Source organism: Antarcticirhabdus aurantiaca, assembly GCF_009765365.1.
Lineage (GTDB): Bacteria > Pseudomonadota > Alphaproteobacteria > Rhizobiales > Rhizobiaceae > Antarcticirhabdus > Antarcticirhabdus aurantiaca.
In genome coordinates this window covers 23,410-38,881 of the sequence record NZ_VTOM01000003.1, presented here as the reverse complement: position 1 = coordinate 38,881, position 15,472 = coordinate 23,410, and the positions used below count along the sequence as shown (strand labels likewise).

At 68.4% G+C, this 15,472-nt stretch carries 12 protein-coding genes and 1 tRNA gene; 5 read left to right on the top strand and 8 right to left on the bottom strand.

Annotation, left to right across the window (positions count from 1 at the left end):
* Position 1: 1 nt before the first annotated feature.
* The 3 genes from FZN60_RS03990 to FZN60_RS03980 all read right to left on the bottom strand — a co-directional run bounded on the left by FZN60_RS03990 (position 2) and on the right by FZN60_RS03980 (position 2,882).
* Positions 2–2,119, bottom strand: a complete 2,118-nt coding sequence (locus FZN60_RS03990; RefSeq protein WP_158871354.1) for an AAA family ATPase — start codon at positions 2,117–2,119, stop codon at positions 2–4.
* Between the two features lie 111 nt (positions 2,120–2,230).
* Complete coding sequence (locus FZN60_RS03985; RefSeq protein WP_158871352.1) at positions 2,231–2,584, bottom strand: hypothetical protein; 354 nt, start codon at positions 2,582–2,584, stop codon at positions 2,231–2,233.
* A gap of 55 nt (positions 2,585–2,639) precedes the next feature.
* Positions 2,640–2,882, bottom strand: coding sequence for a hypothetical protein (locus FZN60_RS03980; RefSeq protein ID WP_158871350.1), 243 nt, complete (start codon positions 2,880–2,882; stop codon positions 2,640–2,642).
* A 62-nt stretch (positions 2,883–2,944) separates the two neighbouring features.
* On the opposite strand from FZN60_RS03980, the gene FZN60_RS03975 reads away from it, so the two are divergent.
* Positions 2,945–4,156 carry a tyrosine-type recombinase/integrase gene (locus FZN60_RS03975; RefSeq protein WP_158871348.1) on the top strand — a complete coding sequence of 404 codons (1,212 nt, stop codon included), beginning with the start codon at positions 2,945–2,947 and terminating at the stop codon, positions 4,154–4,156.
* Between the two features lie 109 nt (positions 4,157–4,265).
* On the opposite strand, the gene FZN60_RS03970 is transcribed toward FZN60_RS03975, so the two are convergent.
* Together FZN60_RS03970 and cpdR are read right to left on the bottom strand one after the other, a co-directional pair.
* Positions 4,266–4,340 (bottom strand) — tRNA-Val (locus FZN60_RS03970).
* 216 nt (positions 4,341–4,556) lie between these two features.
* Entirely contained in the window at positions 4,557–4,922 is a 366-nt protein-coding gene (cpdR, locus tag FZN60_RS03965; protein WP_158871346.1) for a cell cycle two-component system response regulator CpdR, read from the bottom strand.
* Between the two features lie 156 nt (positions 4,923–5,078).
* Between cpdR and FZN60_RS03960 the strand changes: the two genes are divergently transcribed.
* A complete protein-coding gene (locus FZN60_RS03960) occupies positions 5,079–5,981 on the top strand; it encodes an N-formylglutamate amidohydrolase (RefSeq protein ID WP_158871344.1) in 903 nt (300 codons plus the stop codon).
* A gap of 70 nt (positions 5,982–6,051) precedes the next feature.
* Positions 6,052–6,822 carry a histidinol-phosphatase gene (gene hisN / locus FZN60_RS03955; protein WP_422570289.1) on the top strand — a complete coding sequence of 257 codons (771 nt, stop codon included), beginning with the start codon at positions 6,052–6,054 and terminating at the stop codon, positions 6,820–6,822.
* Here hisN and FZN60_RS03950 read toward each other — a convergent pair whose 3' ends face one another.
* Positions 6,823–7,854, bottom strand: coding sequence for an alpha/beta fold hydrolase (locus tag FZN60_RS03950; RefSeq protein ID WP_158871340.1), 1,032 nt, complete (start codon positions 7,852–7,854; stop codon positions 6,823–6,825).
* Positions 7,855–8,395: 541 nt separating this feature from the next.
* Between FZN60_RS03950 and FZN60_RS03945 the strand changes: the two genes are divergently transcribed.
* On the top strand, positions 8,396–8,857 hold the full coding sequence (locus FZN60_RS03945) for an Hsp20 family protein (protein ID WP_158871338.1): 462 nt from the start codon (positions 8,396–8,398) through the stop codon (positions 8,855–8,857).
* Positions 8,858–9,008: 151 nt separating this feature from the next.
* On the opposite strand, the gene FZN60_RS03940 is transcribed toward FZN60_RS03945, so the two are convergent.
* Together FZN60_RS03940 and FZN60_RS03935 are read right to left on the bottom strand one after the other, a co-directional pair.
* Positions 9,009–9,272, bottom strand: a complete 264-nt coding sequence (locus FZN60_RS03940; protein WP_158871336.1) for an Rmf/CrpP family protein — start codon at positions 9,270–9,272, stop codon at positions 9,009–9,011.
* Between the two features lie 74 nt (positions 9,273–9,346).
* On the bottom strand, positions 9,347–10,396 hold the full coding sequence (locus FZN60_RS03935) for a threonine aldolase family protein (RefSeq protein WP_158871334.1): 1,050 nt from the start codon (positions 10,394–10,396) through the stop codon (positions 9,347–9,349).
* Between the two features lie 316 nt (positions 10,397–10,712).
* Here FZN60_RS03935 and gltB point away from each other — a divergent pair, with 316 nt between their 5' ends.
* Positions 10,713–15,428 (top strand): glutamate synthase large subunit, encoded by a 4,716-nt coding sequence (gene gltB / locus FZN60_RS03930; protein ID WP_158871332.1) that lies wholly within the window; start codon positions 10,713–10,715, stop codon positions 15,426–15,428.
* Positions 15,429–15,472: the final 44 nt, after the last annotated feature.

The window sequence follows — 15,472 nt, the reverse complement described above, 5'->3', positions numbered from 1 at the left end:
TTCACCGCCCTCCCGATCCGTGCTCGGCCGCGAATGCCTCGAGCGCCTTCTTCCCCAGGACGCGGCGCTCCATCGCGAGATCCGCCAACGCCTCCACCGCCTGCCGCCGCTCGCCGATCAGGCGCAGGGCGCGACCGTACAGCTCGCGCAGGCGTGCCTCGACGAGATGTCCGTCGACACGCTCCCCGTGAAGAAGGCGCCCGCCCAGGCCGCTGTTGCCGAAGGCTTGGACGACGAGCGCCGTCGCGAACTTCAGGTCGTTCTCGGCTCCGGCGGACGGCTCGCCCAGGATGACCTCCTCGGCCGCCCGGCCGGCGAGGCGCACGACGACTTCGGCCTCGACCTCCGCAAGGCGCCCCATGCCGAGGCCGTGCGCGACGAGGACGCCGCCGTGATTCACTTGGCCGGCAACGACGGAGAGCGAGTCCGGAATCCGCCCTTGTGCGAGGCACGCGACGGCGTGACCGGCCTCGTGGACGGCGACCAGGCGACGGTCGCGTGGCGAGAGCGGATCCGGCGGCATCGCGATCGCGAGCAGGTCCTGCGCCGTCACCTCTCGGCCGGCGCGTCGGGCGACACGACGCGCCTCCCGTGCGATGCGGGCGACGTCGGCTCCGCTCGTCGAGCCCGCCAACACGGTCGCCGCCGGCGCCAGGTCTTCGAGGTCGGCGCCCGGCAGGTGGTGACCGAAGATGCGCAGGAGCGCGTCCTCGTCAGGAAGGCCGATCTCGAAGCGGCGATCGAGGCGGCCAGAGCGCACGAGAGCGGGATCGAGCGCGGCCGGGTTGTTGCAGGCGGCCAGGACGACCACGCCTTCTCGACGGCTGGAGCCGTCAAGGCACTCGAGGAGCGCGTTGACGATCGGCACCCAGTAGTCGTCGTGCTGCTGGGAACTGCCGCGTGCCGGTATCGAGTCTATCTCGTCGATGAACAGGATGCATGGCGCGTGCTCGTTCGCGAGCGCGAAGGTCTTCCGCATGGCGCTGATCGTGTCGCCCTGGTAGCTGCGCCCGGTCGCCGTCCATTGCGCGAAGCTGGCGGCGATGAACGGCAGGCCTGCGGAGGCGGCGAGCGCGCCTGCCATCAACGTCTTGCCGGTGCCGGGAGCGCCGTGAAGCAGGCAACCTCCGTCGACGTCGATCCAGCCGAGCTTGCCGGCGGCGTACAGGCGAAGGTCGTCGACGAGCGAGCGCCCCCATTCCGCCGCGGCGCCGTAGCCGTGCAGGTCCTCGAGCTTGGGAGAGGTCGGGCGCAGGACCTCCGTCGCCGGCGCGGACTTAGCCGCCTTCTTCCGCTCCTCCTCGGCCGCTCTCGCCTTCGACTGCGCCCTCGCAACCGCCCGCGCATTCAGCAGCCGGCCGAGGAAAGGAACGACAGACGTGATATCGGGAGCGCGGTCGACGACGGCGTCGAGCAGCTCCGGCGCGAGAAGATCGAGATCGATCGTCGGCGACCAGCCGACGTGCTCCGCCGGCCAGTCGAATTCTCGCGAGATGGCCTTCTCGAAACAGGCGACGCCGATGCTGCTGAGGTCGAGAACGATGTCGCAGAAAGGCCGAAGGTCGGGTGGGAGCTGGTCGTCGCCGGCGAAGGTAGCGATGGTGTGCACGCGCTTGGCTGCGGACAGGAGCGTCCGCGCCGGCAGGCGGTATCCGTTCGCCTCGCGGTTCCACTCCGTCATCACGATCGTGGTCGCGAACTTGATCTCGAGACGGTCGACGACGAGGAGCGCGACGACGGCAGCGAAGGCCTTCTCGGCGGCGGTGTACCAGTCGAACGAAGGGAGGCGCACGGCGACGAGAAGGTGGTCCGGATCGCCGTCCAGGCGGCGCCGGACGGCCTCGGCTTCGGCCGGCGCTTCCAGGGCCGCTTGGAAAGCCAGGTAGACCGCGAAGGCCGATGGCGACAGCGCGTCGACGAGCCGGAGCGCGGATTCCCGGCGCTGCGCGACTTGTTGCACGATGACGGCGGCGTCGTCGGCGGAGACCTCCACGGTCTCCTCGATCATGAGGTTCCCCTGCTCGTCGTAGCAGAGGTGCTCCATGATGTCGGCGTCGTTGTCGGATTCCCGGATCTCCCGGCGCCCGACGACGCGGAGCGGACGTGCCTTCTCGGACATGGCGGCTTCCCTCGCTCTGCCCGGTGGCCGGCATGTGTCGCCGGCCCGTGGGCTGATGAGAGGAAGGTAAACCGAAATCCTTTGGAAAATCTCGAAATCCTCTGGATAATTCTACCGGTCGGGCGATTCCGCCCGGGCGGGGCGCGGCGGCGGCTCTTCCGACAGCGTCTTCGAGAACTCGCGGATCCGCATCCGGAGCAGGTTCTCGGGGACGCCGGCTTTCTTATAGTCGTCGACGAGGGCGCGGAGGTCGTCCTCCAGCTCGTCGCAGAGCGGGGCGAGCGTGTCGAGCTTCTCGAGGACGGCGGGCGGGTACGTGCTGTCGCCCGAGAGCCAGCGTTCCGCGTTGCGTTTCGAGACGCCCAACCAGCTCACGAGGCGGTCGGGCAGGGCGGCGCCGACGACCCGGACGACGAGGGCCTCGATCTCCGCTATCGGCCTGGAGTTCTCTCGACGTTCACGCATGCTTGGCTTCCCTCGCCGAATCGATCCGGGGAGGATGATGCCGCCCCGTTAACCATCAGTTAAGCCCTCGCTTGCGGATCGGGAGTCCGACCTGCGAACCTCTACGTGCGATGATTCGAACGACGGAGAGGAGATGTACCAGCTCGTCGTCGCGCAGGTGGACCTGGGTATCCCGGACTTCGACGAGGTCGGACCGGACCAGCTCCTCACGCTCGACCAGGCCATGTGGCTGCCGGAACTCGGCGGACACGTCACCCCCAAGATCATGCGGACGGCGATGGATGCCGGCCGACTGCACGCGACCCGCCTCGGACGGAAATTCTTCGTCACCAGGGCAGGGATCGAGAGATGGAGAAAAGAATGCCGCGCAGACGCCTCCCGCCCCGACTCTGGCTCGAACCCGAGCGCCGCAACGCCGCCGGCGCGATCACTCACGGCGGATGGGTCATCCGGGACGGAAAGAAGAAGATCGGCACGGGCTGCGGCGCTGACGACCATCGAGGCGCTGCGCAGGCGCTCGAACGCTACCTGAGCGCCGCCCACGCCGAGAAGCCGCTGGCGAAGAACAAGCGGGCCGACGAGGTCCTCATCGCCGACGTCGTCCGGCACTACGTCACCGCCCGCGGGGACGAGCTGGCCGGCGCCGAGCTGGTCGCGCTGCGCTTCGACAACCTCATGAAGTTCTGGGGCGAGATGACCCTCGACGCCATCGATTCGGCGACGTGCAAGGCCTACGTCGACTGGCGGGCGCCGAGCACGGGCGGGGCCCGGCGCGAGCTGGAGGACCTGCGCTCGGCCGTGAACCTCGCCGTCGCCGACAAGCTCTGCCGCGACGCCGTGAAGGTCACGCTGCCGCAGAAGCCCGGGGCGCGGACCGAATTCCTCGAGCGGGACGCGGTCGCACGGCTCGTCTGGCACGCCTATCGCAAGCGCGAGATCCAGACGATCCACCGCGGGCCCCGGAAGGGCGAGAAGGTCGCGACGAGGCGCCGACCGATGCGCCACATCGCCCGCTTCATCCTGTTCGGCCTCTACACCGGGACGCGCTCCGGACGAATCTGGAGAGCCTCGTTCGAGCGACGGGAGGGCCATCCGTGGATCGACGTCGACGGTGGGGTCTTCTACCGGGAGGCGCCCGGCGAGACGGCGTCCCGGACCAAGCGGGCGCCCTCGATCCGGATTCCCGGCCGGCTCCTGGCGCACCTGCGCCGGTGGCAGGAGGGCGGCGGCGATCCGGCGGCCGCGACGACGTTCCTGTGCGAGTACCACAAGGGTAGGCCGGGCGACCCGAAGAAGGGTTTCCGCCGTCTCGTCGACGACGTCCTCGGGGAGGAAGGCGAGGAGATCGTCCGTCACTCCCTTCGCCACACGGCCGCGACATGGCTCCTGCAGGGCGCCGAGGATCCGCACGCCGTCGCCGGCTTCCTCGGCATGCGGACGGACACGCTGATCTCGGTCTACGGGCATCACCACCCGGACTACCAGGAATCGATCGGGGACGCGTTCACCAGCGGGCGGGCGGGGCGCCGGCCCAAGCCGCCGGCGGCTCGACGTCGGACGCAGGACGCGTGACCGAACCGATCGTTACTGTCGGGATAACTGTCGGAGAACCGATTCTCGGGCCCGGAGTCGGGGACGCCTTTCGGGCCTGTTTTCTCAGAGAATACAATGAGATGTCAGCTGGTGGGCGCGACAGGGATTGAACCTGTGACCCCTACGATGTCAACGTAGTGCTCTCCCGCTGAGCTACGCGCCCAACCGACGAGGGGGCTTAGACCATGTGGCCGCGCCACCGTCAAGCCTGGATTTTAGCCTTTTTGCCGGACATTTCCGCGAAGCGCGGAGAGGTGGAATCAAGGGTTCGGAGCCGCCGTTCGGGTAGCGCTTCCGAGGGGAAGGAGGCGACGAGCGCCCTCCTGGCGGGCTCAAAACCCGGAGGGCGCTTCGGCGTAGTGGAGGGCTGCAGAGCGCCTCAGGCGGCGTCTTCGAGCATCTTGCCGACCTCGTCCACCAGCTCGCGCAGGTGGAAGGGCTTCGACAGGATCTTGGCGTCGCGCGGAGCCTTGGAGTCGGGGTTCAGGGCGACGGCGGCGAAGCCCGTGATGAACATGACCTTCAGGTCCGGATCGAGTTCCGTGGCGCGTCGCGCCAGCTCGATCCCGTCCATCTCCGGCATGACGATGTCGGTCAGGAGAAGGGAGAAGGGCTCCTCGCGGAGCCGCTCGTAGGCGCTTCCGCCGTTGTCGAACGCGACCACCTCGTAGCCGGCCTTTTCCAAGGCCTTGGCGAGGAAGCGGCGCATGTCGTTGTCATCTTCGGCGAGAAGGATCTTGGACATTCGGATCATCCGGAAACGCCGAGGCAACGAACTCGGCGGAGGCTACGTTACGAGTGTTGCACCCTACCAGAAGGGGGCAACATTTTCTAAAAGGAACGATCGGCATTTTTCGATGAGACACGATATAGAGGTGGAAGCTTTCCCGAAAGGCGCGCCTTGACCGAGACACGACCGTTTTCGCCAAGACCGGACGGCGGGATCCAGCCGTTCGAGATCGCCGCTCCCAAGCTCCAGTCCATTCCCTTCGTGTTCTGCTCGCCGCACAGCGGCCGCCATTATCCCCAGGCGTTCCTCGACGCCTCCCGGCTCGATGCCGAGGCGATCCGCCGCTCCGAGGACCTGTTCGTCGACCGCTTGTTCGACTTCGTCGTCGAGCTCGGCGCGCCGTTGATCTCGCTGAACCTGCCGCGCGCCTACATCGACGTGAACCGCGAGCCCTACGAGCTCGATCCCACCATGTTCGACGGCTCCCTTCCGACCTACGTCAATTCGGGATCCGCCCGCGTCGCCGGGGGGCTGGGCACCATCCCGCGCATCGTCGCCGAGCGGGAGGAGATTTATCACGGGAAGCTGGCGCCGGCCGACGCCCTCCAGCGGATCGAAACGGTGTACCTGCCCTTCCACGAAGCGCTCCAGCGCCTCGTGCAGGATACGCGGCGACGGTTCGGGATGGCGATCCTGATCGACTGCCATTCCATGCCCTCCAGCGTCCGGGCGATGCCCGGCGGGCGGCGGCCGGACATGGTGATCGGCGATCGCTTCGGAACGAGCGCGGCGCCGCGCTTCGTGTCGTTCTGCGTGGAGCGCCTCGCCTCGCTCGGCTACGACGTGACGCGCAACCGCCCCTATGCCGGCGGCTTCATCACCGAGCGGTACGGGCGGCCCTCGGAGGGCGTTCACGCCATCCAGATCGAGATCAGCCGCGAGCTTTACGCCCACGAGCGGCGCTTCGAGCCCCATTCCGGCTTCGCCCGGCTGCGCGACCACCTCCTGCAGCTCGCGGCGAGCTTCGCCGGCTTCGTCTGCGCCGAGGACGACCTGCCGCTCGCCGCGGAGTGAGCCATCGCCTATAGCTCGTCTTCGAAGCGGATCGAGGCGCGCGAGACGAAGGGCGAGCGGCATGAGCGATATCGACGTGACGGCGGCGCTGCTGCACCGCCTGGCCGACGCGGCCGACGCGGAAACGCTGCCGCGGTTCCGCCGGTCCATGGGCATCGACAACAAGCGGCCCGCCGACTTCGATCCCGTGACCGAGGGCGACCGCGAGGCCGAGCGGGCGATCCGCCGGGTGTTGGCCGAGACGCGGCCGGACGACGGCATCCTCGGGGAGGAGTTTGGCGCGACGGGCGATTCGACGCGGCAGTGGGTCATCGATCCCATCGACGGGACGCGCGTCTTCATCTCCGGTGTGCCGGTCTGGGGCACGCTGATCGGCTACTACGAGAATGGCCGCGCCCGCGCCGGCATCATGTCGCAGCCTTTCACGGGCGAGCGGTTCTGGGGCGACGGTCGCGAGGCGCAGCGCTCCTGGCGGGGCGAGACGGCGGCGCTGCAGACGCGCGCGACGGAGACGATCGAGGCGGCGACGCTCTTCACGACCAGCCCGCGGCTCTTCAAGGACGAGGCGCTCGGGCGTTTCGAAGCGCTGGAGGCACGCTGCCGGCTGACCCGCTTCGGCACGGACTGCTACGCCTTCGCGATGCTCGCCTCGGGCTTCGCGGACATCGTCGTCGAAGGCGGGCTGCAACCCTACGACATCGCGGCGCTGATCCCCATCATCGAGCAGGCCGGCGGCGTCGTCACGACGACGGCCGGAGGGCGCGCGGAGGCGGGCGGCGACGTCGTCGCATCGGCCAACCCGCGGCTGCACGAGGCGGTGCTGCGGATCGTCGGCGCCTGATCACTCCGCCGCGACGTCGGCAAGCGCCGCCTCGACCTCGGCCGCGATGGCTTCGCGGTCGACCACGGGCGGCAGGCCGGTCAGGAAGCGGTCGATGGCGGCGATCACCGGCGCGCGGTAGCGGTCCGCCTCCTGCAGCAGTTCGTGGCGCGCGAAGGGAATGACGACCGCGTGTCCGCAGCGCATCCGCCAAGCGAGACGCTCGCTCGCGTCCGACGAAACCACGCGGTCCGAGCCGGCGATCAGGAAGAGTGTCGGGATCGACAGGTCGGCGATGACGTCCGAGTCCTCGAACTCCGCCATGGTGCGGGCCATGGTGTCGAACCAAGCAATCGTCGGCGCGCCGACGAACAGGTGCGGCGCCGCCTGCGCCATCTCGAGATTGCGTTTGAAGCGGCCGGGATCGCTGGTGAGGGGGCTTGTGGCGAAGGTCCAGCCGCGGCCCTTGCGCAGAGCCGGCTGAGCGGAGGCCGAGCCGAGGCCGAGCAGGCGAAAAAGACGCGCCGCGCCGCTGCGCAGCCGCAGGCCGCGGCGCGTCATCGGCAAGCCCACGAGCGGGGCGGTCAGCACGAGCCGTTCGACGCGGTCGGCGACGACGTTGGACGCCGCCAGCGCGACGAGGCCGCCCATTGAATGGGCGAGAATGACGACGGGCGGCGGAAACAGCTTCAGCGCGACGGTGTCGAGAACGCCGACGAGATCCTCGGCGAAGTCCTCGATGGCGACGGCATGCCCCTTGGCGGGGTTGCCAAGGAGCCGTTGCGAGCCGCCCTGACCGCGCCAGTCGAAGGTGACCACCGCGAAGCCGAGGGCGCAAAGGTCGTCGATCGTCTCGAAATACTTCTCGATCGCCTCGTTGCGCCCTTGCGCCAGGAGAACCGTGCCCCGCAGCCGCCCGCCGCGCGGCGGGCAGACGGCGTAGCGAAGCATCTTGCCGTCGCGCGTTTCGAGGACGCCGCTCTCGATGCCCTCGGGCAGGGGATTGCCGGGCGTCGGATGGAGCCGGCTCGAAACGGTGGCGGGCGTCTTCATCGGCAATTCCGAGGCGGTCAGCGGTCCGCCTTGTCATAGGCGCCCAGCGGGAAAAGGAAAATCGCGAAAAGGAAGGACGCGGACCGATCATGGAAAATGAGGCCGGGAGTCCACGAAGGAACTCCCGGCCCGAGCGGCCGCAGCGGAAGGGACGGGACGCCACGGCCGTTCCCGCGCCCGGCAATGGCCGGGACGAGACGTCGGCTCGAAGAGGATGCGGAACCACCCGTCCTTGAGGTCTCTGGTTCCGCGAGCCGGTTACCAATGAATTCTGATGTGACCATAGGGCCGGCCGTCTGAACGCCGGCGGAAGGGTGCGTTCATCTGCGGTTCATCTGTGCGGGGCCGCTCCCGAACCGGGGCTCGAACGAGGCCGATGAAGGACCTCACGAAAGCGTGATCGATGCCTCTTGCGAGCGTCGGATTCGCGCACCAAATTCTGGATGCGGTCGCCGAAAGGGGCCGCTGGCCGGCAGCATCGCCGCTTCGGGATGCGATCCGAGCCACACGCGAACCTGTTGCTTCTAACGGAGAACAATCCATGCGTAGCACCGACTTTGCCCCGCTCTATCGCTCGACCGTCGGCTTCGACCGGCTCTTCTCGATGCTGGATGGGCTGTCGCAGCCGGACAACGGCCAGACCTATCCGCCCTACAACATCGAGCGCACGGGCGAGAACGCCTACCGCATCACCATGGCGGTCGCGGGCTTCGGCCAGAACGAGCTCTCCATCGAGTCGCGCGAGAACGTGCTGACCGTGAAGGGCGAGAAGGCCGAGGAGAAGGAGCAGAACGACTTCCTCTATCGCGGCATCGCGGGGCGCGCCTTCGAGCGCCGCTTCCAGTTGGCCGAGTATGTCGAGGTCAAGGGCGCGAGCCTGAAGAACGGCCTTCTCCACGTCGACCTCGTCCGGGTCATTCCCGAGGCGATGAAGCCCCGCAAGATCGACATCGTGTCGGCGGGCAACGAGAACGCCAAGCAGATTGAGGCCAACGCCGCCTGACGGCGGATCGTCCGCCCCGACTGCAGCCTGAACAACGGAGCGGCGCCCCTCGGGGCGCCGCTTTTCGTTTGGGCAGGTAAAAAGCGGACAGCGGCCGGCATCGCTCGGGGCGATGCCGGCCGCTGTCATGTCGCGGGTCGAGGTTGGACGGTCAATGCTTGCGCTGGCCGAAGGCGGCATCGACCTCGTCTTCGGAGATGCGGGCCTCCGGATTGCCGCGCTGGTTGAGGTTCTGCTCCTCGGTGCCGTCGCCCATCATGCCGGGATGGCCGGTGCTCGGCGATGCGTTGCGCGCCTGCGTCCAGCCCGACATCCAGTCGGAGCGAAGACTCGAGCTGACCGGATACTCGCAGGCCGACATCGGGATGTTGTGCGCGAAGGCCAGCTTGCCCTGTTCGAATGCATCGGTCGCCATGGGGGTCCTCCATTGCAGCGATGGAGGAACAACCCGCAGGTCGGCTCGCCCGTTCCCTCGGACGAGGACCGACATCAGGCGAGGGCGGCGCAGAAGCGGTCCACCTCCGCCGCTTCCGTCGACCAGCTGGTGACGAGGCGCACGAGCCGCTCGTTCGCGCCGACGAGGTCGTGATGCCCGTGCGGCGCGTTCCAGTCGTAGAACACGGCGCCGTCCGCCAGGAGGCGCTGCGCGACCGCGTCGTCGAGGACGGCGAAGATCTCGTTGGAGCGCGTCGCCCAGGCTTGGCGGGCGTGGCGGCTCGAATCCAGGCCGGCGCGCAGGCGGTCCGCCATGGCGTTGGAGTGCCGGGCGAGGTCGAGCCAGAGGTCGCCGTCGAGATAGGCGGCGAGCTGGGCGGCGATGAAGCGCGTCTTGGAGAAGAGCTGGGCGCCGCGCTTGCGGATATAGGGGAACTGCAGCGCCTTTTCCGGATCGAAGAAGACGACGGCCTCGGCGCACCAGCAGCCGTTCTTCGTCGCGCCGAAGGACAGGATGTCGACGCCTCGCTTCCAGGTCATCTCGGCGGGCGAGGCGTTCGTGGCGACGAGCGCGTTAGCGAAGCGGGCGCCGTCCATGTGGAGCGCGAGCTTCTGCTCGTGCGCGATGGCGGCGATCGCCTCGATCGTCTCGAAGGAATAAAGCGTTCCCGCCTCGCTCGCCTGACTGATCGACACGGCCATGGGCTGGCCGGCATGGACGAAGCCGGGCCGGAAGCGCTTCAGCTCGCGGCGGAGATTCTCCGGATCGATCAGGCCGTCCGGGCCGTCGACCGGCGCCATGCGGGCGCCGTGGGTGAAGAACTCGGGCGCGCCGCACTCGTCCTCGATGACGTGGGCTTCCCGGTGGCACATGACGACGCCTCCGGGCCGGTTGACGGCGGCGAAGGCGAGCGAGTTGGCGGCGGTGCCGGTGCCGACGAAGAAGACGGCCACCTCCCGCTCGAAGACGTCGTTGAAGCGCTTCTCGATCGCCTTGTCGATCTCGCTCGCGCCGTAGGCGGCGGCAAAACCGCCGGAGTGGCGGGCGAGGGACTCGTTGACGGCGGGATGGGCGCCGGACCAGTTGTCGGATGCGAAGATCATGGGGAAAGGGCGTAAGCCCCGACGCCGTTTTGTTCAAGCGGGGGTGCCCGCCGAGCCCGGCGCCACTTGCCTCGTCGGCTCGCGACCGGTGTCGGCTCGGCACGTCCCCTTGCGCGCGGCCGCTTCAACTGACATAAGGGCGAAATTAGGTCAGCATTGCTGTCTTACTTGCTCGCCGGGTGGTCCCGGCGCAGGGGAGCGGGATGCTGGCCTTTGCGCGCGACGGTTCGGACGCTCGCCTCGGGGAGGCAGAGGCCTTAACATGCGCGCCCGACGGGACAGGGGCATTTTGCCCCGAACACGGGAGACACGAGCGATGACGACGATCACGCCATCCATGCCGACCCAGACCCAGGCCATTCGCGCCGAGGGCAAAGCGGCCGTGGCTCCGACCACCAATCCCGGACGCGTCGGCCTCTACGATCCGCGCAACGAGCACGATGCCTGCGGCGTCGGCTTCATCGCGCACATGAAGAACGAGAAGTCGCACTCGATCATCGAGAAGGGGCTCCAGATCCTGGAGAACCTGACGCATCGCGGCGCCGTCGGCGCCGATCCCCTGATGGGCGACGGCGCGGGCATGCTCGTGCAGATCCCGCACGCCTTCTTCCAGGCGGAGCTGGCCGGCCAGGGCGTCGAGCTGCCCGAGGCCGGGCAGTACGGCGTCGGCCACGTCTTCATGCCGCGCGACGAGGAGCGGCGCCTGCACTTCAAGGCGATCTTCGAGCAGGCAGCCGCCGAAGAGGGCTGCCCGGTGCTCGGCTGGCGCGAGGTGCCGGTCGTCAACGATTCGCTGTCGAAGGCCCCCGCCATCGCCGCGACCGAGCCCGCGCACCGGCAGGTCTTCGTCGGCCGGCCGGCCTCGGTCACCTCGGACGAGGACTTCGAGCGCAAGCTCTACATCCTGCGCAAGGTGGTCTCCAATCGCGTCTACGCCGAGGCGCAGTCCGTCGAGGCCGACTTCTACGTCGTGTCGCTCTCCTCGCGCACCGTCGTCTACAAGGGCATGTTCCTGGCCTACCAGCTCGGCGCCTATTACGCCGACCTGAAGGACCCGCGCTTCGAATCGGCGCTCGCCCTCGTCCACCAGCGCTTCTCCACCAACACCTTCCCGTCCTGGCGGCTCGCCCATCCCTACCGGATGGTCGCGCATAACGGCGAGATCAACACGCTGCGCGGCAACGTCAACTGGATGGCGGCGCGGCAGGCCTCGGTCGATTCCGAGCTCTTCGGCAACGACATCTCCAAGCTCTGGCCGATCTCCTACGAGGGCCAGTCGGACACGGCCTGCTTCGACAACGCCTTGGAATTCCTCGTCCAGGGCGGCTACCCGCTGGCGCACGCCATGATGATGCTGATCCCGGAAGCCTGGGCCGGCAACAAGCAGATGGGCGAGGCGACCAAGGCCTTCTACGAGTACCATGCGGCCCTGATGGAGCCCTGGGACGGGCCGGCAGCCGTGTGCTTCACCGACGGCCGGCAGATCGGCGCGACGCTCGACCGCAACGGCTTGCGGCCGGCGCGCTACGTCGTGACCGACGACCACCTCGTCATCCTCGCCTCCGAAGCGGGCACGCTGGAGATTCCCGAGGAGCGCATCGTGCGCAAGTGGCGGCTCCAGCCCGGCCGCATGCTGCTGATCGACCTGGAGAAGGGCCGCATCGTCTCCGACGAGGAGATCAAGCAGGAGATGGCCGGGGCCAACCCCTACAAGGACTGGCTGCGCTCGACCCAGATCATCCTGGAGGACCTGAAGCCCGTTGCCCCGCGCGCCTCGCGCGGCGACGTGACCCTGCTCGACCGCCAGCAGGCCTTCGGCTACAGCCAGGAGGACACCAAGATCCTCATGGCGCCGATGGCTACGACCGGCCAGGAGGCGATCGGCTCGATGGGCACCGACACGCCGATCTCGGCCATGTCGTCGAAGTCGAAGCTCCTCTACACCTACTTCAAGCAGAACTTCGCCCAGGTCACCAACCCGCCGATCGATCCGATCCGCGAGGAGCTGGTGATGAGCCTCGTCTCCTTCATCGGGCCGCGGCCGAACATCTTCGACCTGGAGGGCACCTCGCGCCGCAAGCGCCTGGAGGTCCGCCAGCCGATCCTGACCAACGGCGACCTGGAGAAGATCCGCACCATCGGCCACACCGAGGACCGGTTCGACACGAAGACGATCGACACGACCTATCCTGCCGTGCAGGGCGCCGACGGCATGGCCGGCGCGATCGAGCGTTTGTGCGAGCGGGCCGAGGCCGCGGTCGTCGGCGGCTACAACATCATCATCCTGTCGGACCGGCAGCTGGGGCCCGATCGCATCCCGATCCCGGCGCTGCTCGCCTGCGCCGCCGTGCACCACCACCTGATCCGCAAGGGCCTGCGCACCGCGGCGGGCCTCGTCGTGGAATCGGGTGAGCCGCGCGAGGTGCACCACTTCGCGTGCCTGGCCGGCTACGGCGCCGAGGCGATCAACCCCTATCTCGCCTTCGACACGCTGCTCGACATGCATGCGAGGAAGGAGTTCCCGCCGGAGGTCTCGGCCGACGAGGTCGTCTACCGCTACATCAAGTCGATCGGGAAGGGCATCCTGAAGGTCATGTCCAAGATGGGCATCTCGACCTATCAGTCCTATTGCGGCGCCCAGATCTTCGACGCGATCGGCCTGAAGTCCGACTTCGTCGAGCGCTTCTTCTTCGGCACGGCGACCACCATCGAGGGCGTCGGTCTGGAGGAGGTCGCGCGCGAGACCGCCGAGCGGCACGCGCTCGCCTTCTCCGACGATCCGGTGCTCGCCCGCTCGCTTGAGGTGGGCGGCGAATACGCCTACCGCATGCGCGGCGAGGCGCATCTCTGGTCGCCGGACGCCGTCGCGACGCTCCAGCACGCGGTGCGCACCGAGTCCTGGGAGAAGTACCGCGACTACGCCGACATGGTGAACCGCTCGGCCGTCTCCGAATCGACCATCCGCGGGCTCTTCCGCATCCGGATGGCCGAAGAGGTGGGGCTGACCCCGGTTCCGATCGAGGAGGTCGAATCGGCCAAGGACATCGTCCGGCGCTTCTGCACCGGCGCCATGTCCTTCGGCTCGATCTCGCGCGAGGCTCACGCGACGCTCGCCGTCGCGATGAACCGGATCGGCGGCAAGTCGAACACCGGCGAGGGCGGCGAGGAGTCCGACCGCTTCCAGCCCCTGGAGGACGGGTCCCCGAACCCCGAGCGCTCGGCGATCAAGCAGATCGCCAGCGGTCGGTTCGGCGTGACCACCGAGTACCTCGTCAACGCCGACATGCTGCAGATCAAGGTCGCGCAGGGCGCCAAGCCCGGCGAGGGCGGCCAGTTGCCCGGCCACAAGGTCGACGCGACCATCGCCAAGACCCGGCACTCGACGCCCGGCGTCGGCCTGATCTCGCCGCCGCCGCACCACGACATCTACTCGATCGAGGACCTGGCGCAGCTCATCTACGACCTGAAGAACGTCAACCCGGCGAGCGACATCTCGGTGAAGCTCGTCTCGGAAGTCGGCGTCGGCACGGTCGCGGCGGGCGTCGCCAAGGCGCGCGCGGACCACATCATCGTGTCCGGCTATGACGGGGGCACCGGCGCCTCGCCGCTGACGTCGATCAAGCACGCGGGCTCGCCGTGGGAGATGGGCCTTGCCGAGACGCAGCAGACGCTGGTCCTCAACGGCCTGCGCTCGCGCATCTGCCTTCAGGTCGACGGCGGCCTCAAGACGGGCCGCGACGTGATCGTCGGTGCGCTGCTCGGGGCCGACGAGTTCGGCTTCTCGACCGCGCCGCTGATCGCGGCCGGCTGCATCATGATGCGGAAGTGCCACCTCAACACCTGCCCCGTCGGCGTCGCCACGCAGGACCCGGTCCTGCGCAAGCGCTTCAAGGGCACGCCCGAGCACGTCATCAACTTCTTCTTCTACGTGGCGGAGGAGGTGCGCGAGCTGATGGCGGCGATGGGCGTGCGCAACCTGTCGGAGCTGATCGGCCAGACCGAGCGGCTCGACAAGGACGGGCTCGTCGACCACTGGAAGGCCAAGGGTCTCGACTTCTCGAAGATGTTCTGGAAGCCCGAGGCTCCCCGCGAGGCGACGCTCTGGACCGAGCGGCAGAAGCATCCGATCGACGACGTGCTCGACCGCAAGCTGATCGCCGAGGCGCAGACCGCGCTCGAAGCGCCCCAGCACGTGCGTGTCGAGACGACGATCTCCAACGTCGACCGCTCGGCCGGCGCGATGCTCTCGGGCGAGGTCGCCAAGCGCTTCGGCCACAAGGGCCTGCGCGACGACACGATCCACGTGACGCTCACCGGCACGGCCGGCCAGAGCTTCGCGGCCTTCCTCGCGCGGGGCATCACCTTCGACCTCGTCGGCGACGGCAACGACTATGTCGGCAAGGGCCTGTCGGGCGGGCGCATCATCGTGCGGCCGCGGCCGGGCACGCGCGTCGTGCCGGAGGAGTCGATCATCGTCGGCAACACCGTGCTCTACGGCGCGATCTCCGGCGAGGCCTACTTCCGCGGCGTCGCGGGCGAGCGCTTCGCGGTGCGCAACTCCGGCGCCATCGCGGTGGTGGAGGGCGTCGGCGACCATGGGTGCGAGTACATGACCGGCGGCGTCGTGGTCATCCTCGGCAAGACCGGGCGCAACTTCGCGGCCGGCATGTCGGGCGGCATCGCCTACGTCTACGACGCGGACGGCGACTTCGCCGAGCGCTGCAACATGGCGATGGTCGATCTCGAGCCGGTGCCGGAGGAGGACGACCTCCTGGAGAAGCTGCACCATCACGGCGGCGACCTTCAGCACAAGGGCCGCGTCGACGTGTCCTCGAACATGACGGGGCACGACGACGAGCGGCTCTACAAGCTGATCACGAGCCACGCCCACTACAGCGGCTCGGAGCTCGCCAAGCGGATGCTGGAGTCCTGGGAAACCTACCGGCCGAAGTTCGTGAAGGTCATGCCGGTGGAGTACCGCCGGGCGCTCCAGGAGATGGAGCGCATGCGCATGGGCGTCGCGGCCGAGTAGTTCGCCGACGAGGCGAGCGCGCCTATCTCGATCCTCCACGGGGC